We start from the raw sequence: 21,016 nt of genomic DNA on the forward strand, positions 1-21,016 counted from the left end.
GTTCCGCTTCCGGCATGGCAAGGGCGGACACATCTGGGTCCGCTCGCGCGGTCTGGCCAGCTGGGACCGCGAAGGCATGCCGGTTCAGGTCGCCGGTTCGCTGGAGGACATCTCCCAGCGCATCGAGCACGAACGCCAGCTCGCGGCCCAGGCCGAGGCCCTCGAGCGCAAGAACGAGGAGCTCGAGCGCTTTGCCATCCTTGCCTCGCATGACCTCCAGGAACCGCTGCGCAAGATCTCCGGCTTCGGCGAACTGCTGGTCCAGAAGTACGCGCCCAATCTGGATGAGCGCGGTCGTCAGTACATCGCCATCATGTCGAGCTCGGCCCAGCGCCTGCAGCGCCTGATCGATGACCTGTTGCGCTATTCACGGTCCAGCAATGCGCCGCTGGCCCGGCGCGAGGTTGATCTTGCTGCTGTCCTCGAGCAGGTCCGTGACAATTGCTCCACCCTGGTCGCCGAGAATGCCGGCCGCATCGAGCATTCCGGCCTGCCGTGCCTCAAGGCCGACCCCGGCCTGATGGAGCACCTGTTCCAGAACCTTGTCAGCAACGCCCTGCGCTATCGGTCCGAGGCATCGCCCGTGGTCGAGATACGGGCTGAACGCAAGGACGACGAATGGTGGATCAGCGTCGCCGACAACGGCGTCGGCTTTCCGCCCGAGCAGGCAGAACGCATCTTCGACATGTTCCACCGTCTCGGCGGTCGCGACCGGGACGCTGGCAGCGGCATCGGCCTCGCCATCTGCCGCCGTATCGCCGAACGTCATGGCGGCCGGATATGGGCCACGAGCGAGCCGGGAAAAGGATCCTGCTTCACCCTCGCCCTGCCTGTGAAAGCCGGATAGGTTTTTTAACGGCACCGTCCTATTGTGGCGTCGGGGAGGGAGCTAATGGACATCTGGGCCCGCATAGACGCTGTTACCGATGCCGACCCGGTGCGCGACTTCAATCACGCCATGCGTGGCCGTGTCGCGTTCAGCTACGCCTTCCTGCTCACCATAATGCCGCTGACCAATGCGGCGCTGCTGTACTGGTCGGGTGAAGGCCGCCCGGGGATGATGTGGGTCGGCCTGATCGCCGGCCTTCTCGCCATGGTGTGCGGATTGGCCGGCATTCTCACCCGCAATGCCTCCGTGACCATGGTTCTGATCCTGATCTTCTCGGTTCTCGTCTACGCGGCCAGCATATGGGGCAATCGCGGCGGCATCCCGCCCTCCGCGGTCTACCTGCCGGGCGTCGTGCTGGGCTTCTACCACTTCTGGGGACCTCGCAGCCTGCTTTTCGTGCTGCCCCTCCTCGGCGTCTTCTTCGCCGGCGTGTTTTACCTCTATCACGCCGCTCCCGAACCCGTGCTCTATCCGGTTACGGCCTTTGCCTACGCGGTCGGGTTCGCCTGCCTGTGGCTGATCGGCCTCGGCTCGATGTACCGGGCCGCGGCGCGCGACGCCAACCAGGCTCTCGCGCGGGCCTATGATGACCTGCAGACAGCCCTGCATGCGGCTGGTCGCGCCAATCGCGCCAAGTCAGAATTCCTGGCCAATATGGGTCACGAGATCCGCACTCCCCTCAACGCCATTCTCGGCATGACGTCGGTCCTGAGCCGCGAGGGCGATCTCAATCCGACCCAGGCCGAACGCCTCGGTCTGGTCGAGGATGCCGGCGGGACCTTGCTGGAACTACTGAATGAAGTTCTCGACCTGTCAAAGATCGAAGCCGGTGCCATGCATGTCGAGGCCCGGCCCTTCGACCTGCCGGCACTGGTTCAGAGCGCCAGTGCCACCTGGCAGGAACAGGCCGTCGCCAAGGGCCTGGCTTTCACCGTCCGGATCGAGCCCCTGCTGTCGCCGCGACTGCTCGGCGACACGCTGCGACTGCGCCAGGTCCTCGGCAATCTCCTGTCGAATGCGGTCAAGTTCACGGCTCACGGTTCGATCCGGGTCGAAGTGAGCCAGCGCGCCGGCGACAGCGAAGCGCCGCTGACGGTGATCGAGGTCATCGACACGGGCCCGGGCATTGCCGAGGACAAGCAAGTATCTGTCTTCGAACCGTTCAGCCAGGCCGACACCTCGACGACCCGGAATTATGGCGGCACCGGGCTGGGACTGGCGATCTGCAACCGCCTGGTCGAGCTCATGCAGGGCGAGCTGAACGTGTACAGCCGCCCCGGTCACGGCTGCCGCTTCGAAATTCTCCTGCCCCTCGCCCCGGCGCTGTCCCCACCGGGCGCCCAGCCTCATGTCCAGGCCGATGACGGCACGCGTTTGCTGAGCGCTGGCGGGGAGCCCGTCCACATCCTGATCGTCGACGACGTGGCGACCAACCGGGTCGTCCTGTCTGCCATGTTGCACCAGGCTTTTGGCCCTCGCCCGCACGAAATTGTCAGTGCCGCCAGCGGCCCGGAGGCCGTGGATGCCTGCCGCGAGCGCGCCTTTGCCCTGGTGCTGATGGACATCCAGATGCCCGGCATGGACGGCATCACCGCCACGCGGCTGATCCGCTCCACGGCCCCGGTCGACGGCACACGATTCATTGCCGTGACCGCCTTGTCGGACGCGGACACCGACGCGTCGGACATATCCGGCCAGTTCGATGCGGTGCTTGCCAAGCCGGTCGTGCATGCCGATCTGCTCGATGTGCTTGAAACCCAGCTGGCCGCCGCCGCCAGACCGCCCGGCCACGAGGCCAGGGCTGTTCGCTAGCTCGCCGGATCGCGCTCATTGACCGCGTAAAGATCGGCCATCAGGCTGGGAGGCGTGCCATCAACCCGGTCTTCCAGCGGGCTGTCATGCACCACCAGGAGATCGCCGCCCCTGCCATCGCGCCCGACCAGTCGCTCGATCCCTTCGGGATGGTCCCGGTCGCCGACATAAGGCAATTCGCAGACCGTCTCGAGCCGCGAACTGGCGACCACGCCGGACGTGGTGTCATAGACCGCGCTGCGCCAGCGCAGCACGCGCGCCGGCCCGTCCGACGCCAGCGGCGTTCCGACCAGCACCAGCAAGTCTTCCCCGTCGAGGCACAGATCGCGTACCCCCAGCCCTCGGGTGTCGAGCAGGTGTTTGCGATAACGCCGCTTGCCTTCGATCCGCCGCGGCTTGAGGCGGCCGGACTTGCGCTCGCGCACCTCCATTTCCAGAATCACCGCATGGCCGCGGATGACAGGTCCGCGAAGGCCCAGCCACACCCGCTCCTGGCGCGAAGCCAGCCCCTCGATATCGAACCCGTTCTCCTTGCACGGCATACCGAGAAATGGTTCGAGATGGGCGTCATCGCGCAGGTATTTGAGCAACGCGCTCTTGTGACGGTAGAGCTTGAGGCTGGCCGCCCGACGCTTGCCGTCCTTGCGCTTCAGGCGCGCCACCCCGGGTTCGTCCTCGATGATCGGAATGCGGCCGAGAAAATACCGGTTGGGATCGCGCTTGATGTCGAGCAGGCGTTCGAGGCCTTCGGCGGCGCCATGCACGTCGCGATCCGGCGTATTGCGTTTGAGCGAGTGCGAACCGGTAATCCAGAGCCAGCCATCGCGGGCCGACAGGCCTTCAATGTCCATCTCGCCGTCCGGTCCGTCCGGCAAGCGGAAGAAGTCCGACAGGACGATGTGCGAGTGATCGCCCCAGCTGCCATCCTCCTGCTGGTAGAGCACTTCCACGGTCGCCGTTTCATCGCACGCGGTAAAAAGGGTCCGGCCACAACTGGCAACGGCGGAAATGCCGCGCTGCATCGGGTCCTCCACATGGGCCAGCGATTGGCGATGCTGAAAGACCAGGCGGCACTGCCGGGTCGGTTCGGCGGTCTTGGCGGTCATGAATGCTCCTGTCGAGACAATACAAGGCGGCGTCAGCTGACGCGCCCGGCCTGGGCGCGCAACAACAGCGAATTGAGCTCCGGCATCGAGACCGGCTTCTGCAAAAGCTGGGCGTGCTGATATTCGCGCGGCAGGTGGGAAAGCTGATAACCGGTGAGGAAAGTGTACGGGATCTTCCGCTGCTCGAGGATCTGCGCGATGGGGAAGGACAGTTCGCCGGACAAGTTCAGGTCCAGCACGGCAAAGTCGATATCCTCTTCCCGGGCCATGCTGCGCGCAGTCTCGATGTCGTGTGCCGGGCCGACGACGAAGTGATTCATGGCTTCCAGGGCCATCGACAGATCGAGGGCGATGAGGACTTCGTCTTCGGCAAGGAATATCTTCAAGTCACTTCCCCGGTTGATAATATCAACGCAATCGAGCCGATATCTGTTCCACATGCCTGAAACAATGCTGCAAGTCCGGTCCGTCAATCTCCGAAACATCTTGCCTTTCCCTCGCCTGAACCAGCAGTCTCGGGGTCGATTCGCGTTTTAGGTGAGTTGGGGGAGAATTCACGGATGCTGGACACGCGCTCACTGGTCGTGGCCCTGGTTCTGGTCATGCTGATCGGCATTGTCCTGCACTTTGTGAACTGGCGCATCCATCCGTCCAGCCGCGGCGCGCGCTCATGGACGGTCGCGCTGGGCTTCAAGACGTTCGGCCTGTCCCTGTCGGCTTTCTTCGCGCCGGATCACGCGGGGCTTGGGTTGTGGATCCTGTTCATCACCAACACCGCCATCTCGACCGCCTATGTTCTGCTGTTGTCCGGTACCGCGCACTTTGCCGAGCGCCATTTCCCGCGCTGGGTCTATGCCGTCCTCGTGGCGAGCTACGTGCTGACCTATGCCTGGTTCATCTTTGTCGACCCCCAGGTGGCCGGCCGGGTCATCATGATTGCGCTGGTCATTTCGGTCACCAGCATCCTGTCCATAACCCGCCTGCCCGCCATCGCCCGGCGCGATGGTCTGCCGGGCGTGGCTGTGCTGCTCGGCGCCCATGTCGCAGCCGGCCTCTATGCCACGGTCCTGGCCATCGCTTTCATGCTCGGCGGCAGTGCAGTCAACAATGTCTATGATGACAGCCAGCTCATCCCGCTCGCCGTGCTCGGCCTGATCGCCGTGGAGGCATCCACGATCTTCGGCTACCTCCTGCTGACCTCCGCCTATACCCAGGCCCGGCTCAACGAGCTGGCGCGCACCGACCCGCTGACAGAACTGCCCAACCGGCGCGCTTTCGAGGAAGTTCTGCAAACCCGGCTTATGCAGCGCCACCCCGAGGCGGGTCAGGTCCAGCTGGCAATCTTCGACATCGACCATTTCAAGCGGGTCAATGACGTGTACGGCCACGAGACCGGAGATGACGTGCTGCGGCAGATCGCCCGTCTGTGTCGGCAAAGCCTGGGTGAAGCCGATTTCCTGGCCCGTATCGGAGGTGAGGAGTTTGGGGTCATCGCCGCCCCGGGTACCGATCGCGATGGCATGTGGGCGCTCGCCGAACGCCTGCGCCGGACAGTCGAGACGGGATCGGCGCAGGTGCAGGGCACTCGCTTGTCGGTGACCATTTCAATCGGCTGCGCCCAGTCCTCCGCCGAGGACAGCATCGAGCGGGACCCGCTCTACAGCCGCGCCGACAGCGCCCTGTATAGCGCCAAGGCCGAGGGCCGCAACCGGACGGTCTACGCCTGATCGTCGCACCTGGGACTAGTTGAAGACCAGCCTTACCGGGTCGCGATGCCCGTCACCCTGGCGAGCTGTCCGGATCTCCGGTCCGACACGTATATTGGTCAGCATTTCCTGGTCTTCGACGGTGTCGGCGAGCAGGTCATTGTCCACCAGGAAGGCCGACAGGTCTGCCGGCACCGGGGCGGTGAAGTAGATCCACACGAACTCGCCATCCACCTCGGCCCCGACAAAATCACTCTCGATCAGGGCACCATCACCTTCGCCAAACCGGAATCCGGCGCGAACATAGGCTTCGATACGGTCCAACCCGTCCGCCGAGGCCAGGACGTCGGAGGCATCACGGCCGCTCTCGCCCAGCGCGTCCATCAGGTCCACGCCATAGACCCGGTGCGAGATCTCGAACTCGGCATTGATGGTGTCGAGCCGGATATCGGTGACCCCGGAATGGCCGCGATGGGCGATGGCGGGACCGGTCCCCAGGACCAGCCCCGCCAGGGCCCAGACGCCGAGGCGCGAAAGCGCCCGGCCGGTCTTATTCAGAGCGGGTTTCCACACTGTCTCGGCTCACTCTCAGATCCATGTCATCCATCATGTTCGAATTGTCCCGGCTGGACCGGTAGACGTCCAGGCGTGACGGTTCGATACGCGGCGGAAAATGGTTGTTGGACCGGTCGGCATCGGCAATCTCGTGGAACGGATCGAGTTCCACCGCCGTAAGACTGCGCTCGTCGGTGTAGGTCCAGGTCACCTGATCGGGATTGTAGCGCCAGACCTCGGCCGGAATGCGCACGATCTCCTCGCTGCCATTGGCAAAGCTCAGGCGCAGGATGATCGGCATCACCACGCCGCCCCGGTTGGAGAAATCGAAGTAGTAGACCTTGAAATCGCTGTCGAGAATCTCCGCCTGCCAGTCTTCCATCTCCTCGCGACCGGATTCGTAGGCTTCGCGCTGGCGGTTGGTCACCGTGTGGGTGTCATTGCGCGAATAGAAGTCGATGACCTCCGGATTGCTGTCGGCATAGGTCGACAGGCCTTCGCGGCGATTGGCCAGCTGGGTGCGGCTTTCCGGCAGGGCCTCGGCCTCCGCGCGCGAGCGGGCGTTCTCGATCTCGGGATTCTCGGTGTTGAACTCACCGACGATGACCCGGTCGAGGGCGATGTCGACATGGTCCGTCGAATAGAACCAGCCGCGCCAGAACCAGTCGAGGTCGACGCCGGACACCTCTTCCATGGTGCGGAAGAAGTCATACGGCGTCGGCCGCTTGAAGCGCCAGCGCCGGGCATAGGTCCGGAAGGCCTCGTCGAACAGCTCGCGGCCCAGCACGGTCTCGCGCAGGATGACCAGTGCCGTGGCCGGCTTGCCATAGGCGTTGGGACCGAACTGCACGATGGAGTCCGACTGCGTCATGATCGGCATCTGGTTGGTCGACACCATGTAGTCGACGATCAGGTCCGGGTCGCCGCGACGCGACGGGAAGTCCTCCTCCCAGCGCCGCTCGGCCTGGAATTGCAGGAAGGTGTTGAGCCCCTCATCCATCCACGTCCACTGGCGCTCGTCGGAATTGACCACCATCGGGAAGTAGATATGGCCGATCTCGTGGATGATGACGCCGATCAGGCCGCGCTTGGAGCGCAGCGAATAGCTCAGATTGCCGTCTTCATCCATCACCGGGCGGCCATAGGTGCCGCCATTGAAGGTGATCATCGGGTATTCCATCCCGCCCTGGGGCCCGGCGATCGATTGCGCCACCGGATAGGGATAGGGGAAGGAAAATTCGGAATAGACCTGCAGCGTATGCTCGATAGCCCGGGTCGAGAAGGTCGACCACAAGGGTTCGCTCTCATTGGGGTAGAAGGACATGGCCAGCACGCGGTCGGGCGCCACGCCCTCCCCGTCCTGCTCCACGCCGACCGCGTCCCAGATGAACTTCCGCGACGCCGCCCAGGCAAAGTCGCGCACGTTTTCCGCCGAGAATTCCCAGGTCGCTTCGGACCGGGTGCCGCGACGCTCATTGGCGCGTGCCTCCGCCGGGGTCACGATGAAGACCGGCTCATCGGCCTCCATGGCCTCGTCGAGACGGTCCCGCTGGGCCTGGTTGAGCACCTCGTCGCTGTTCTGCAGCACGCCGGTGGCCGACACGATGAAGTCCTGCGGCACCGTGATGGCGACGTCGTAATCACCGAATTCCAGACCGAACTCGCCGCGCCCGAGGAAGGCCTTGTTGTGCCAGCCCTCATAGTCGGAGAAGGCCGCGGCACGCGGGAACCACTGGGCGATCTGGTAGATGCAGTCGCCGCCGGTATCGCCGGTTTCCTCGAAGCATTCCCAGCCGGCCCGTCCGCCGACCACCGCGGTCTCGATCAGCTGGTAGTCGAACTCGATGGTGAAAGTGACCGCGTCGCCGGTCTCCAGCGTATCCTCGAGATCGATACGCATCAGCGTGTCGACAATGGTGTAGTCAAGCGCTTCACCGTCAGCGCCGGTCACGCCTGTGATGTTGAAGCCGTAGCCGTCATTCTCGATCCGCTGCCGGCGCCGCACCGCGGCGGCGGAGATGCTGTCGGTCCTTGTCCCGCCGACCCGGCCTGACGAGCGACCACCACCGGACACGGTCTCGGTCATCACGGCGATGGAATCGGGGCGGAAGCGGTTCTGGTCGAGCAGGAACCAGAGATAGTCCAGCTCGTCGGGGGCATTGTTGGTATAGGTCACCGTCTCGGTGCCGGTCAGTCGTCTGTCACCCTCGTCGAGGCGCACATCGATGTCGTAATCGACCTGCTGCTGCCAGTAGTCGGGCCCCGGAGCGCCGGTTGCCCGGCGCACCCGGTTCGGGGTCGGCCAGTCCTCGTCCTCGAGCTGGCGGAAGGCATCACGCCAGTCATTGGTGGTCTGCTGGTTTGGCTGCGCCGACGCTGCCACGCTGAATCCGGCGCTCGCCGCCACGGCCAGCGTCATCCAGTTTACTACTCGCATCACGGCCCCACTCCCCGAAACCCAAAATCGCAAGCCCGGAGATTTAGCGCGACATTGCCGCCGGGTCATCCGTCCTTGCTGAATTGTCATGTTGGGGAGACGCGGAAGGCCCCCGATTGCCGCGGCAGCCGGGGGCTCCGTTGATTCAGCTGGCGTCGACTGTCGGCCCCGAACCTTGACCGGGCGCGGCGCTGGCCGCGACCGGCATTTCGTGCCGACGACCGGTCGAACTGAGCAGCCACGCGCCAAGTCCGACGACCCAGATCACCGTACCGGCGAGCATGCCGAGGCCAACGCCGAAGATGGCACCGAGCAGCCAGGCCGCGCCGAACACCACGACCAGCGACAGCAGGCGCAGGCCAAAGCCCAGCGGCTGTTCCGGAGTACGGTTGAAGATCAGGTCACCGAGCGCGAAGCCGCCGAACACATAGCCCAGCACCAGCACCACCGGCAGGACAAGCCAGAGGAAGGGGATCAGCGGGATGCCGATGACCACGATGGCCAGCAGCACGGTCAGCACCACCGCGAACACGACCGAGAACGGCACCGCGATGAAGCCGAGCACCACCGACACCAGGGGGCGGCGGCGGAAGGCCCGCACCACCTGGCTGGTCCCGCGCGGCACCAGGGCCAGCACGATGAGGCCGAACAAGACCGCACTGGCGGCCATGGCCAGGCCGAAGAAATGCATCGGCGCACCCAGTGCCTTCCACGGGCCGGCGATCTCGATATCGATGTCATCCCAGTCGCGGGCGCCGAAATTGACGTCCTGTTCGGTGTAGTCGAGGTTCGGGACCTGCGCCCCGGCCGCCATCACCGGTTCGATCGGGCTGCGCACCCGCAGCATGCCGTCAATCCGGGCCCCGTCCAGCACGTAGACCTCTTCAGCTTCGACCTCGACATCGCCATGGAACTGCCCGGACAGGGTGACCTCACCGCCGCGCACATTCACGAAGCCATGATAGGTGCCGTCCAGTTCGACCTGGCCGCCGGCGAACTCGGCGAACTCCGTGATCACACTGGTCGACGCGACTATGACCTCGCCCCCGCCGGCATGCAGCGTGTCGTGGATGATCGCGTCGATGAAGACGCTGCCCCCGGCCAGATGCGCACTATTGCCCACCGACCCCCGCACATTGACGTCACCGCCCGCCACATCGAGATTGCCGCCGATGGTGGCATCGATCTCGATATCGCCGCCGGCGATCGACACATTGCGTTCAACTTCGCCGTTCAGGGTAAAGTCGCCGCCCAGATACTCCACATCGCCCCGGACAGTGGCGTCGATGTCGCCCTCCCCGGTTATGGCGAAGATGTCACCTTCGATGACACCGCGAACCACCATGTCCCCGCCGAAGAATATGACGTCATCGGAACTGCCGTCGATCTCGACTTCCCCGCCGATCACCTGGGCCTCGGCCATCGCCAGAGGGCCGGCAAAAGCCAGGCTGATCGCCAGTAGGATAGACTTGATGTTCATGGATAACTCCCTTTGCCCCCAGGCGTAGGTTTCATTGAACGCAGATTGCTGGAGCCGTGATGCCTAGTCCCAGTCCTCGACCAGGTCATCACAATCCTCGCCGTCGCGGTCATGGACCACCAGATTGTCTACCCGGGCGCCGTCGGCCACCATCGGGCTGTCCACGCTCCAGACGGTCAGCGTGCCTGAAATATGCGCCGTATCGGTGATTTCCAGCGTGCGGGTACAGATCTCTCCGCCCTCGGCCAGGCGACCGGACACGACGATCTGCCCGTTGTCCCGGCCGCGCGAACGGTTCAGCTTGTCGGCCGATACCAGTTGCACGGGCGCCAGGGCTTCACCGGCAAACTCGAGACGGCCTGCCTGGGCCTGGACCCGGTCGGCAAAGCGGGCCGTCACCCGCATCTCGCCGGACGCCAGATGGGCTTCGCCCTCGACCTGGCCGGCCACGGTGAGCTCGCCGGCGGCCAGGTTCAACTCGTCCCCGGCCCTGCCGTCCCAGTTGACGTCACCACCGGCGATCGAAACTTCACCCGCGACCGTGCCGTTGAAATTGACATCGCCGGCTGCAATTGAGACCTCGCCGCCGATCTCCATGCCGTCGATATCGACATCACCGGCCACCAGGCTCAGATCACCGCCTACGCGGCCCCGCAGGTTGAGATCTCCGGCCAGGCGGGAGTAATCGCCATCGGTGTCGAGCACCCGAAAACCGTCCGCCGTGCGCGACTGGTGCAGGCGCTTGGTCCCGTTATCGCCTTCATCGGCGACCACAACCACACACCCGCTCAACATCACCGCACCACTGATGGCCGTCATGGCCATACAAGCCTTACGCATCCCACTCTCCATTTTTGCTGTCCGGTGCGAATTGCCTCTCGGCAAGTCCGGTGCAGCCCATGCTCCCCAGCATGATTCAGACCATACATTATCGAAAAACGATATCAAGAAGTTTTTTCGTTTTTCGATAAATCCTTCCTGAAATACGAGATGCGCTGCGACACATGACAGCGCCTCCGGCTCTCCCCCCTTCCCTCGCCCGATACCGCTAGTAAGATCAGGCACCAATACGAGCCCGTGAAAGGGGCCGCAGGGAGGAGAAAGCATGGTCGACAATGCTGAAGCGGGGGCATTCCATGCACCGGTGACCGGGCAGGATGGAATGGTGTTTCGCGGACCCGAGCTGGCGCCGTCGCGCTATCGCAAGTCGGTAGTTGGGGCGCTCATGGACGCCCGGCGCAAATTCGGCGGCAGCAAGCTTGCCGTGATCGACGCCGACGGTCGCGAGCTCAGCTATGACGACCTGGCCAAGGCCACCTTTGCCCTTGGCCACGCCCTCAAGGACGGAACCGAGCCTGGCGAGGCCGTCGCCATCCTGCTGCCGACCGGCGCGGGCGCCATCATTTCCTTCTACGCCATTTCCGCCTATGGCCGCACCCCGGCCATGCTCAACTTCACTGCCGGTGCCAAGGCCCTGCGCGCTGCCTGCACGGCCTGCAAGGCCAAGCGCATCGTCACCGCACGCAAGTTCATTGAGCTGGGCGAACTGGAAGAGCTCGAGGCCGATCTCGCCCGGGATTACGAGCTGGTCTATCTCGAGGACGTGCGGGAAAACCTCTCCACCGCCGACAAGGCCGCCGCCGCCATCGGCATGGTGGCGCCGTGGGCCGTGCGCTCGCATCCCAAGCCCGATGATCCCGCCGTCTACCTGTTCACCTCCGGCACTGAGGGTGAACCGAAAGGCGTGGTCCTCAGCCACGCCAATCTGCTCTCAAACGTCGAACAGGTCCGCGACCACGTCGAGATCTTCCCCACGGACCGCGTCTTCAACCCGCTACCGACTTTCCACTGCTTCGGCCTCACCGGCGGCGTTCTCGTGCCCCTGGGCCTCGGCGTGCCGGCGGTCTGCCACCCCACGCCGCTGCAGGCCAAGACGATCGTCAAGCGCATCGCCGAGACCGGTTCGACCATCCTGTTCGCCACCGACACCTTCATGAACCAGTATGCCCGCGCCGCGAAGACCGAGGACCTGTCCTCCCTGCGCATGGCCGTGTGCGGTGCCGAGCGGGTCAAGGACGAGACCCGGGCCACCCTGCGCAAGAAGTTCAATGTCGAGATCGTGGAGGGCTACGGCCTGACCGAGGCCGCGCCGGTCTTCGCGGTGAACCAGCCCCAGAACAACCAGCCCGGCACGGTCGGCCAGATCATGGGCGGCTGCGAGGCCAAGCTGGTCCCGGTCGAGGGCATCCCCGATGCCGGCCAGCTGCACATCAGGGGACCCAACATCATGATGGGCTATATCCGCCCCTCCGCCCCGCTGGAGATCGATCCGCCCCAGAATGGCTGGCATGATACCGGCGACATCGTGTCCATCGACGAGGCCGGCTTCCTGCGCATTCGCGGCCGGGTCAAGCGCTTCGCCAAGCTGGGCGGCGAAATGGTCTCCCTGACCGTGGTCGAGAACTGCGCCACGTCGGTCTGGCCCGACAACATGCACGCGGCCTGCGCCCTGCCCGACAGCCGCAAGGGCGAACAGGTCATCCTGCTGACCGACAATCCCGACGCGGAGCGCAGCGACCTCGTCGCCTTCTACCGCAATCACGGCATCAGCGAGCTGGCCATTCCCAAGCGCATCATCCACGCGCCGGAAATCCCCGTCCTGGGCACCGGAAAGATCGATTACGGCAAGGTCCAGAAGATCGTCGAGAAGGCCATCGTCTCGCAGGTCGAGGAAACCGCCTGAGGCAAGACCGACGGTGGGTGTCAGGCCTCGGCCTGGGACTCGCTACGCTCCAGGACGCGACTGGCGGGCACGGTCAGCTCATAGCTCAGACCGCCCCGCTCGGGGCGGACGAGGCGGCCCTCGCCGCCCAGGGCATCCGGGACGATCTTCTCCAGCACGGTTGACCCGAAACCCTGCGATACGGTGCTGACGGGGCCGTTGCCTGACGCCACACCGCTCTCGGACCAGTAGATCCGCACACCGTTGGAGACCTGCCAGCCCAGACTGATCCGGCCAACACCGCGCCCGAGGGCGCCATGCTGGACCGAGTTGGTCGCCAGTTCGTGCAGCATCAGGGTGAGGACAAAGGCCGCGCGTTCGGAAACGGCAGCCGGGTTACCGCCTTCGATATTCAGCAGCGGCAGCCCCTCGTCCTGTGTGAAGGGGCCCAGCGCCGCTGTGCACAGGCGGTGCAGCGGCAAGGCCTGCCATCGATTGGCGGCGAAGGCGGCCTGGGTGCGGGACAACGAGCCGATGCAATCGCGCAAGCGATGCACCAGACGGTCGGTGTCGGTCTCGTCCTGGTCCAGTGTCGAGACCAGGAAGGACACATGGGTGAACAGGCTGCCCATGCGACGGCGCAATTCCTCGATGATGACCTCGAGATCGTGCACCGCGCGGTCGCGCGACACGCTGGCGACCTGCAGCATCACGGCCTCGGCCAGTTCCTGCAGGATGGTCCGCTCTGCAGGACCGAAATCGTGCCGCGGTTCGGTGTCGATGACGCACAGGGAGCCCAGCGCGTAGCCCTCATGGGTTATCAACGGGGCCCCGGCGTAGAAACGGATATTCGGCTCGCCGGTCACCAGAGGGTTGTCGGCGAAGCGGGGGTCCTCGAGGGCGTCCGGAATCACCATCACGTCGCTGTTGCGGATCGTATGGTCACAGAAGGCATAGCAGCGCGCGGTCTCTTCCACCTCCAGACCGTGCCGGGCCTTGAACCATTGGCGGTCGCGGTCAATCAGCGAAATCAGCGCGATCTTGGTGTGGAGGGCATGCGCGGCAAGCCGAACCAGGTGATCAAACCCCGGTTCCCGACCCGCTTCTATCAGTCCAGTTCGATCCAGTGCCTGCTGGCGACCTTCGTCGAGCATGATCCCTCCGCTCGCCTGAAATCGAATTCAGGGCATTTTACGCCACGACCGGCACCGTGTCAGCTGTCAAATCAATCGATGGTAAGCAAAGCGCTTTCCGGCAAAGGGTCCGCCGCCTCAGATGTGCAGCGCCTTGCCATAGGCATCCAGCACGCTCTCATGCATCATTTCCGACAGGGTCGGGTGCGGGAAGACGGTGTGCATCAGCTCCGCCTCGGTGGTCTCCAGCTGGCGCGCCACGACATAGCCCTGGATCAGCTCGGTGACCTCCGCGCCGATCATGTGCGCGCCCAGCAGCTCGCCGGTCTTCTCGTCGAACACCGTCTTGACCAGGCCCTGGTCATCGCCCAGCGCGATGGCCTTGCCATTGCCCACGAACGGGAAGCGGCCGACCTTGACCTCGTGCCCGGCCTCCTTGGCCTGGGCCTCGGTCAGCCCGACCGAGGCCACTTGCGGGTGGCAATAGGTACAGCCCGGGATATTGCCGGTCTCGAAGGCGTGCACGTCCTGGCCGGCGATCTTCTCGACGCAGACCACGCCCTCATGCGACGCCTTGTGGGCCAGCCAGGGCGGCCCGGCCACGTCCCCGATCGCGTACAGCCCCTTCACATTGGTGCGTCCGAATCCGTCATTCACGACGTGGCCGCGCTCGATCTTCACGCCCAGTGCCTCGAGCCCGAGATTCTCGATATTGGCGGCGATACCGACGGCGAGAATCACCTTCTCGACCTCGACGGTCTCGCTCTTGCCGTTGGCCGTCTTGATAGTGACACGTGCCAGCTTGCCGGACGTGTCGACCTTGTCGACCTGGGCCGAGGTCATCAGGGTCATGCCCTGCTTCTTGAACGCCTTGGCGGCCAGGCCGGAGATTTCCGCGTCCTCGACCGGCAGCACCCGGTCCATCATTTCCACCACCGTCACCTCGGCTCCCATGGTGCGGTAGAAGCTGGCAAACTCGATACCGATAGCGCCCGAACCGATAACCAGCAGGGATTTCGGCATGGCGTCCGGCACCATGGCTTCGCGATAGGTCCAGATCTTGTCACCGTCCGGCTCCAGCCCGGCGGCCGGTATGGTCCGGGCGCGCGCGCCGGTCGCCAGGATCACGTGCTTGGCCGTGTACCGCTCCTTGCCAACCACCACGCTCGGTGCGTCCTTGCCCTTGTCGAGCTTGGCCGTGCCCTCGATCACGGTGACCTTGTGCTTCTTCATCAGCATGCCGATGCCGCTGACCAGGCGTCCCGACACCTTGCGCGAGCGCTCGACCACCTTCTTGATGTCAAAGGCGATCTTGTCGGCCGACAGGCCGAAATCGCCGGCATGCTGCATCAGGTGATAGACTTCCGACGTCCGCAGCAGCGCCTTGGTCGGGATACAGCCCCAGTTGAGGCAGATGCCGCCCAGCTTGTCGCGCTCGACGACCGCCGTCTTGAAGCCCAGCTGGGCCGCCCGGATGGCCGCCACATAGCCGCCCGGCCCGCCGCCGACCACGATCACGTCGAAATTGCTGCTGGCCATGCCGCACTTCCTTCACATACGAATTAAAACCGGGACTCTCTACCCGCTGAATATCAGCCCGCCCCCATCCGATCAATGCTCGCAAAGCCGCGTCCATTGGCGCTAGGCTGTCCGCCTTCAGGAGGGACACCCCATGCAGATCGACAGCGTCCGGACCCCGGATACCCGTTTTGAGAACTTGCCTGACTGGCCATGGCAGCCACGTTACGTCGATGATCTTCCCGGGTATGCCGGCCTGCGCATGCACTATGTCGACGAGGGCCCGCGGGACGCCCCGGTTGCCCTGTGCCTGCACGGTGAGCCGAGCTGGGCCTATCTCTACCGCAAGATGATCCCGGTCTTCCTCGAGGCCGGACTGCGGGTCGTGGCGCCGGATCATTTCGGCTTCGGCCGCTCCGACAAGCCGGTCGCCGACGAGACCTACACCTTCCACTTCCACCGCGAGGCCATGCTGGCTTTCGTCGAGCACCTCGACCTCACCGATATCCTGCTGGTGTGCCAGGACTGGGGCGGTCTGATCGGCCTCACCCTGCCGATGGCCGCGCCGCAGCGCTGGTCCCGCCTGCTGGTGATGAATACCGGCCTGGGCATCGGCAAGCCGGCCGGGCCCGGCTTCGACGCCTGGCGCGCCTTCGTCGCCGAGCGCCCGGATTTCGATGTCGGGCAACTGATGAAACAGGCCACGCCGATCCTCACCCCGGAGGAGATCGCCGCCTATGACGCGCCCTTCCCCGAACCGCGCTACAAGGCCGGCGCGCGCACCTTCCCGGCCCTGGTGCAGACCGATCCGGACATGGAAGGCGTCGATACCGGCCTGGCCGCGCTCGATTTCTGGCAGCACGCCTGGCAGGGCGACAGCTTCATGGCCATCGGCATGCAGGATCCCGTCCTCGGCCCGCCGGCCATGTACTGGTTGCGCGACCAGATCCGGGGCTGCCCGCCCCCGATGGAGGTCAAGCAGGCCGGCCATTTCGTGCAGGAATGGGGCGAACCCATCGCCCGGGCCGCCCTCGAACACTTCGGCCTCAAGCGGTATCGGGCCTGAGAAGCGGATCCCGGCCAGTGGTGACTCATTGATATAAATGTCTATAAAATCAGTAGCATCAAAAGTGTCGAGCGGGAGCGAGCTGTAGACCGTGCTCTGGCCCGTGCTCTGAACCGTGCTCTGAACCGAGCTGGCGACCATGCTCCGGACCATGCCGCGATCGTGACCTGTCCGGACCGGCGCGAAGGCATTCCATACAGGGCGACAGGCCGGCAAACTGACAAGCGATAGCGCGCACAACCCGATCCTGCCGAGCGCAAACCACCCCTTGACCATGACACCTCCCCAGTTCATGGGGACCATGCCATGTCGGGCAAGCCCTTGCCTGTGACCGCGATCACGCCTGATCGATTATTCTCCGGCCGGGCCGCGCCGTGCCTAGATATCCTCGATCGACTGGGTCAGGTCGCTGTCGGTGTTGTCGCCCGTATTGACCACGCCGGCCTTTTCGATCAGCAGGATATGCACCTCCTCGGTCTGGGCGACCGGGCGGTGGCGCACGCCCTTCGGGATGACGCACAGCTCGCCCGGCCCGAGCAGGACCGGTTCGGCGTCCTCGATCTCGATGCGCAGCAGGCCGCGCGAAACGAAAAACAGCTCGTCCTCATTCTCATGGCGGTGCCAGTCGAAATCCCCGACCGCCTTGGCCAGCTTGATGTCGTAATCATCCATCCGCGCCACGCGCTTGGGCGACCAGGCCTCGTCGAACTGGGCATGCTTGGCGGCGAGGGATATCACTTTGATCGTCATGGCCGATTCTCCGTCTGACCGGGCTGCGAGTATAACGCCCGCCATCGCCCGAGCCAGTCCGCGGCGCGCTTGGCCAGTTTCCGCTTGACCCCGGCGCCACACGGCCCTAACTGCCCGCCGCGCATCTCAAGGATTGCCTCGCTTGCACCCCGTCCCCCTCGGCGCCCGCGCCATGCCTGTCTTCGACATCGACAGCGTCTGCGACGACCTCGCCGGACAGGGTTGGAGCGTCTGCCAGCTGGCCGACCCGAGCCTGCCGCGGACCCTGTTCGCCGAAGCCGACCAGCGCCACCGTGCCGGCCAACTCAGCCGCGCCGGAATCGGCCGCAGCGATGAACACGGGGTGGAAAGCCGGATCCGCCGCGACCGCACCCGCTGGCTCGACCGCGACAGCGCCGCCGAGGCCGCCTGGCTCGATTTCGCCGAAGACCTGCGTCTCGCAATCAATGCCCGCCTGATGCTCGGACTGTTCGCCTTCGAGGCGCATTTCGCCGTCTACGAGCCCGGCGCCTTCTACGCCCGCCATCGCGACAGCTTCCGCGGTGCGCGCAACCGTATCCTCTCCAGCGTGTTGTATCTCAACGAGGATTGGCATCCGGATGAGGGCGGCGCCCTGCGTCTCTACGCCGACGACGATGACGCCGCGACCGTGCTGGCCGACATCCAGCCCCACATGGCCCATCTCGCCCTCTTCCTCAGCGAAGACATCCCGCACGAAGTCCTGCCGGCCCGCCGGGCGCGCTATTCGATCGCCGGATGGCATCGCTGCAATGACCGCGCCCTCGCCCCGGCCCTGCAGGCCCGGGCCCTTCCGCTGGCAATCTGAGCTATTCCAGCGGCTTGGCCGGAGTCGGCTTGCCCTTCTCGTCCAGCGCCACCATGACATAGGCCGCCTCGCCCACTAGGCGCCGCTCGCCGGACATCAGGTCTTCCGCTTCGGCTCGCACCGCGACTTGCATCGAGGTCCGCCCCACGCTGGCCACCCGTGCCGTCACGTCGAGCAGCTCGCCCTCGCGTGTCGGGGCAATGAAATCAACCTTGTCCGAGGCCGCCATGCCGACATCGGTACGCGTATGTCGCGACGCCGCCATATAGGCCGCCTTGCCCATCAGCGACATGGCATTGCCGCCGAACAGCTGGCCCAGATGATTGGTATCGCCCGGGAAAACCAGCTGCAGGGTGCGCGCATATCCGGCCGGCGACGCCTCGAAATCCGGCTTGGCATCCGGCGCCGGCGGCAGGCGCTGCGGATTGGTCTTGCGGTCGGCAGCGACCATGGTGAAGGCCCCCCGCGTGCACACATGCCGCCCACCCGTACGCAAATCCTCCGCCGCCAGCTCGACATCGACCACCAGCGAGCTGCGCCCGACCATGCGCACCTGCCCGGTCAGCTCGACCAGATTGCCGACCACCGCCGGGGCGACGAAATCCAGCTTGTCACACGACGCCGTGACAAACGGCCGCCGCGCATGCCGCGCCGCCACCAGGAAGGCCAGCTTGTCCATCTCCGCCATCGCCGCACCGCCAAAATACGTGCCCTGGTGATTGGTCTGGTGCGGAAAGACGAGATCGGCATGCCGGATCTCGGCGAGGTGGCGGGCTGGGGAAGACATCGTCGCGGCCTCGTTGGTTTGAAAACGGGGCGCCTTCAGCGCCCCACCTGCCCATTCATCTCTTGCCGAGAGTCCGCCTCAGAGGGGCAAAGCTGTCAAGGGTTCCAACCGCGTAGCGGCGCTCCGCGCCCTTGACAGCTTTGCCCCTCTGAGGCCCGCTGGCTGACAAGAGATCAATGGCTTATCCTGCGCTGCGGCGCGATGCGATCAGTCGCGGAAGGAATCCACCTCACCGTTTTCCCCGCCTTCATGGCGGGGCCTCGAATCCTGTCTACACCCGCAATGGGAGTCGCCTCACCCTCGATCAGCGTCATAAGGCCCCGCCATGAAGGCGGGGGAAACATCGAGGGTCCGGTAGAAATACGGCGCCGCGAAGCGGCACCAAACACCCCTACATCAGCATCGTCATCGGGTCTTCGACATACGTCCTGAACGCGTTCAGCCACTGCGCGCCCGTCGCGCCATCAACCACCCGGTGGTCGCAGGTCAGCGTCACCGTCATCACGGTGGCGACAGCGAGCGCGCCGTCCTTGACCACCGGGCGCTGTTCACCGGCACCGACGGACAGGATCATGCCCTGCGGCGGATTGATGATCGAGGCGAAGGACTTGATCCCGAACATGCCGAGGTTGGACAGCGAGAACGTGCCCCCCTGGTATTCCTCCGGCTTCAGCTTGCGATCCCGGGCCCGCGCCGCCAGGTCCTTGGTTTCGTTGGAGATGTCGACCAGCCCCTTGAGGTCGGCATCCTTGATGATCGGCGTGATCAGCCCACCCTCGATGGCCACCGCCATCGACACGTCGGCGTGCTTGTGGCGGGCGATATGGCCGCCCTCAATCCACGACGAATTGGCCGCCGGAACCTTCTTCAGGGCCAGGCCCGACGCCTTGATCAGGATGTCGTTGACCGAGACCTTGGCGCCGTCCTTTTCGGCAGCGGCATTGATGCGCTTGCGGAAGTCCAGCAGCGCGTCGATCCGGCAATCCACATTGAGCGGGAAGTGCGGGATATCGCGGAAGCTGTCGGCCAGGCGCTTGGCGGAAATCTTGGTGATCCCGTCGGCCTTCTCGATGTCGTAGCGGTCGCGGGCAATCCCGTGGGCGGCCAGCGGATCGTCCATGTCGACCGGCGCGGCGGCCGGCGCCTCGGCCGCCTTCGTGGCGGCAGAAGACGGCTGTGCATTCTCGACATCTCGCTTGACGATTCGACCATAAGGCCCGGACCCTTCGATGCTTTTCAGATCGAGACCCTTGTCCGCCGCGATCCGCCGCGCCAGCGGCGAAGCCTTGACCCGCTCGCCATCCTTTGAGGGCGCCGGCGGCACGCTCCCTCCCCCGCTCGCGGGGGAGGTGGCACCGCCCTTCGCGGCGTCGGAGGGGGCCGGCGCCACTTCCGGCGCCGGTGTCTCGGCTGTCTCGGTCTTCTTCTCCGAAGCCTGGCCCGCATCCTTCAGCGCGCTCTCGTCCTCGCCATCCTCCAGCAGCACGGCGATCACGGCATTGACCTTGACGCCTTCCGTGCCCTCCTCGACCCGGATCTCGCCAACCACGCCCTCATCGACCGCTTCCACTTCCATGGTCGCCTTGTCAGTCTCGATTTCGGCAATGATGTCACCGCTTTCCACGGTGTCGCCCGTCTTGACGTGCCACTTGGCGAGAGTGCCCTCTTCCATGGTCGGTGACAGGGCGGGCATCAGGATTTCAATCGGCATGATGGTGTCCTCGCGTCAGGCCTGGTTGGCCGCGTCGGGGTGAAGCTTGTGGATATTCTCGTCCCAGTTGGCGCCGTCGAACTCCTGGAAGCGAAGCTGGAGATCGGAATCCTCGTCGAGACAGCGCAGATTGACCGAGATGCCGTGCGGATGCGAACGCGGCTTGTAATGCGCCTTGACGCCGCAGGTCTTGCAGAACCAGTGCTTGGCCGTATGCGTGCCGAAGGTGTACTCGGTCAGGCTGTCGGCGCCGGAAACGAGCTTGAAGTCAGCGTCTTCCACAAACACGTGGATGAAGCCGGTCTTGGCGCAGATCGAGCAGTTGCACGACAGCGCCACGACCTGGTCCGGCAATTCGACCTCATAGCGCACGGCGCCACAATGGCAGCCGCCGGTGCGCGTTCTCTTGTGCGTTTGGGCGCTCAAAAATTCCACTCCTGCATGCTTTGACTCAGATCTGCCAGCCCCCAGGTGAGCAGGGCTGTCCCGATGACCGATCCGGTCAGAAAGCCGAACAC

Annotated in this window: 18 protein-coding genes; 6 read left to right on the top strand and 12 right to left on the bottom strand. The window is 64.9% G+C overall.

Features of this window, described 5'->3' with window-relative positions:
• A partial coding sequence (locus ACXYMR_RS08395) for a sensor histidine kinase (protein WP_458942403.1) occupies positions 1-847 on the top strand: 847 nt, incomplete at its 5' end.
• Between the two features lie 45 nt (positions 848-892).
• Entirely contained in the window at positions 893-2,701 is a 1,809-nt protein-coding gene (locus ACXYMR_RS08400) for an ATP-binding protein (RefSeq protein ID WP_458942404.1), read from the top strand.
• Here the strand turns inward: ACXYMR_RS08400 and ACXYMR_RS08405 are convergent.
• The gene (locus ACXYMR_RS08405) at positions 2,698-3,807 is read right to left on the bottom strand and encodes a DUF3616 domain-containing protein (protein ID WP_458942405.1); all 1,110 of its coding nucleotides are present in this window, start codon (positions 3,805-3,807) and stop codon (positions 2,698-2,700) included. The genes ACXYMR_RS08400 and ACXYMR_RS08405 overlap by 4 nt on opposite strands.
• Before the next feature lie 32 nt (positions 3,808-3,839).
• Positions 3,840-4,193, bottom strand: a complete 354-nt coding sequence (locus tag ACXYMR_RS08410) for a response regulator (protein ID WP_458942406.1) — start codon at positions 4,191-4,193, stop codon at positions 3,840-3,842.
• Positions 4,194-4,367: 174 nt separating this feature from the next.
• Between ACXYMR_RS08410 and ACXYMR_RS08415 the strand changes: the two genes are divergently transcribed.
• A complete protein-coding gene (locus ACXYMR_RS08415; RefSeq protein ID WP_458942407.1) occupies positions 4,368-5,534 on the top strand; it encodes a GGDEF domain-containing protein in 1,167 nt (388 codons plus the stop codon).
• Between the two features lie 15 nt (positions 5,535-5,549).
• Here ACXYMR_RS08415 and ACXYMR_RS08420 read toward each other — a convergent pair whose 3' ends face one another.
• From ACXYMR_RS08420 to ACXYMR_RS08435, 4 genes are all read right to left on the bottom strand, one after another.
• Positions 5,550-6,086, bottom strand: coding sequence for a DUF6702 family protein (locus ACXYMR_RS08420; protein WP_458942408.1), 537 nt, complete (start codon positions 6,084-6,086; stop codon positions 5,550-5,552).
• Positions 6,064-8,505, bottom strand: a complete 2,442-nt coding sequence (locus tag ACXYMR_RS08425; protein ID WP_458942520.1) for a M1 family metallopeptidase — start codon at positions 8,503-8,505, stop codon at positions 6,064-6,066. The genes ACXYMR_RS08420 and ACXYMR_RS08425 overlap by 23 nt, the downstream gene beginning before the upstream one ends.
• A 145-nt stretch (positions 8,506-8,650) precedes the next feature.
• Positions 8,651-9,985 (bottom strand): hypothetical protein, encoded by a 1,335-nt coding sequence (locus ACXYMR_RS08430; RefSeq protein WP_458942409.1) that lies wholly within the window; start codon positions 9,983-9,985, stop codon positions 8,651-8,653.
• Positions 9,986-10,048: 63 nt separating this feature from the next.
• Complete coding sequence (locus ACXYMR_RS08435) at positions 10,049-10,825, bottom strand: hypothetical protein (RefSeq protein ID WP_458942410.1); 777 nt, start codon at positions 10,823-10,825, stop codon at positions 10,049-10,051.
• Positions 10,826-11,090: 265 nt separating this feature from the next.
• Here ACXYMR_RS08435 and ACXYMR_RS08440 point away from each other — a divergent pair, with 265 nt between their 5' ends.
• A complete protein-coding gene (locus ACXYMR_RS08440; protein WP_458942411.1) occupies positions 11,091-12,728 on the top strand; it encodes an AMP-binding protein in 1,638 nt (545 codons plus the stop codon).
• A 20-nt stretch (positions 12,729-12,748) separates the two neighbouring features.
• Here ACXYMR_RS08440 and ACXYMR_RS08445 read toward each other — a convergent pair whose 3' ends face one another.
• Entirely contained in the window at positions 12,749-13,861 is a 1,113-nt protein-coding gene (locus ACXYMR_RS08445; RefSeq protein ID WP_458942412.1) for a GAF domain-containing protein, read from the bottom strand.
• Between the two features lie 117 nt (positions 13,862-13,978).
• Positions 13,979-15,379 (bottom strand): dihydrolipoyl dehydrogenase, encoded by a 1,401-nt coding sequence (gene lpdA, locus ACXYMR_RS08450; protein ID WP_458942413.1) that lies wholly within the window; start codon positions 15,377-15,379, stop codon positions 13,979-13,981.
• 133 nt (positions 15,380-15,512) lie between these two features.
• On the opposite strand from lpdA, the gene ACXYMR_RS08455 reads away from it, so the two are divergent.
• Positions 15,513-16,424, top strand: coding sequence for a haloalkane dehalogenase (locus ACXYMR_RS08455; protein ID WP_458942414.1), 912 nt, complete (start codon positions 15,513-15,515; stop codon positions 16,422-16,424).
• A gap of 378 nt (positions 16,425-16,802) precedes the next feature.
• On the opposite strand, the gene ACXYMR_RS08460 is transcribed toward ACXYMR_RS08455, so the two are convergent.
• The gene (locus ACXYMR_RS08460; protein ID WP_458942415.1) at positions 16,803-17,174 is read right to left on the bottom strand and encodes a cupin domain-containing protein; all 372 of its coding nucleotides are present in this window, start codon (positions 17,172-17,174) and stop codon (positions 16,803-16,805) included.
• A 172-nt stretch (positions 17,175-17,346) separates the two neighbouring features.
• Between ACXYMR_RS08460 and ACXYMR_RS08465 the strand changes: the two genes are divergently transcribed.
• The gene (locus ACXYMR_RS08465; RefSeq protein WP_458942416.1) at positions 17,347-18,000 is read left to right on the top strand and encodes a 2OG-Fe(II) oxygenase; all 654 of its coding nucleotides are present in this window, start codon (positions 17,347-17,349) and stop codon (positions 17,998-18,000) included.
• A gap of 1 nt (position 18,001) precedes the next feature.
• Here the strand turns inward: ACXYMR_RS08465 and ACXYMR_RS08470 are convergent, their stop codons facing one another.
• The 3 genes from ACXYMR_RS08470 to ACXYMR_RS08480 all read right to left on the bottom strand — a co-directional run bounded on the left by ACXYMR_RS08470 (position 18,002) and on the right by ACXYMR_RS08480 (position 20,924).
• Entirely contained in the window at positions 18,002-18,787 is a 786-nt protein-coding gene (locus ACXYMR_RS08470; protein ID WP_458942417.1) for an acyl-CoA thioesterase, read from the bottom strand.
• Between the two features lie 391 nt (positions 18,788-19,178).
• On the bottom strand, positions 19,179-20,498 hold the full coding sequence (locus tag ACXYMR_RS08475; RefSeq protein WP_458942418.1) for a pyruvate dehydrogenase complex dihydrolipoamide acetyltransferase: 1,320 nt from the start codon (positions 20,496-20,498) through the stop codon (positions 19,179-19,181).
• A 15-nt stretch (positions 20,499-20,513) separates the two neighbouring features.
• A complete protein-coding gene (locus ACXYMR_RS08480) occupies positions 20,514-20,924 on the bottom strand; it encodes a GFA family protein (protein WP_458942419.1) in 411 nt (136 codons plus the stop codon).
• Positions 20,925-21,016: the final 92 nt, after the last annotated feature.

The organism is Maricaulis sp. CAU 1757 (assembly GCF_054482675.1).

Coding starts and splice junctions, on each gene's coding strand:
- ACXYMR_RS08400 (WP_458942404.1), top strand. CDS start 893: ATGGACATCTGGGCCCGCATAGACGCTGTTACCGATGCCGACCCGGTG.
- ACXYMR_RS08405 (WP_458942405.1), bottom strand. CDS start 3,807: ATGACCGCCAAGACCGCCGAACCGACCCGGCAGTGCCGCCTGGTCTTT.
- ACXYMR_RS08415 (WP_458942407.1), top strand. CDS start 4,368: ATGCTGGACACGCGCTCACTGGTCGTGGCCCTGGTTCTGGTCATGCTG.
- ACXYMR_RS08425 (WP_458942520.1), bottom strand. CDS start 8,505: ATGCGAGTAGTAAACTGGATGACGCTGGCCGTGGCGGCGAGCGCCGGA.
- ACXYMR_RS08430 (WP_458942409.1), bottom strand. CDS start 9,985: ATGAACATCAAGTCTATCCTACTGGCGATCAGCCTGGCTTTTGCCGGC.
- ACXYMR_RS08435 (WP_458942410.1), bottom strand. CDS start 10,825: ATGCGTAAGGCTTGTATGGCCATGACGGCCATCAGTGGTGCGGTGATG.
- ACXYMR_RS08440 (WP_458942411.1), top strand. CDS start 11,091: ATGGTCGACAATGCTGAAGCGGGGGCATTCCATGCACCGGTGACCGGG.
- ACXYMR_RS08445 (WP_458942412.1), bottom strand. CDS start 13,861: ATGCTCGACGAAGGTCGCCAGCAGGCACTGGATCGAACTGGACTGATA.
- lpdA (WP_458942413.1), bottom strand. CDS start 15,379: ATGGCCAGCAGCAATTTCGACGTGATCGTGGTCGGCGGCGGGCCGGGC.
- ACXYMR_RS08455 (WP_458942414.1), top strand. CDS start 15,513: ATGCAGATCGACAGCGTCCGGACCCCGGATACCCGTTTTGAGAACTTG.
- ACXYMR_RS08460 (WP_458942415.1), bottom strand. CDS start 17,174: ATGACGATCAAAGTGATATCCCTCGCCGCCAAGCATGCCCAGTTCGAC.
- ACXYMR_RS08465 (WP_458942416.1), top strand. CDS start 17,347: ATGCCTGTCTTCGACATCGACAGCGTCTGCGACGACCTCGCCGGACAG.
- ACXYMR_RS08470 (WP_458942417.1), bottom strand. CDS start 18,787: ATGTCTTCCCCAGCCCGCCACCTCGCCGAGATCCGGCATGCCGATCTC.
- ACXYMR_RS08475 (WP_458942418.1), bottom strand. CDS start 20,498: ATGCCGATTGAAATCCTGATGCCCGCCCTGTCACCGACCATGGAAGAG.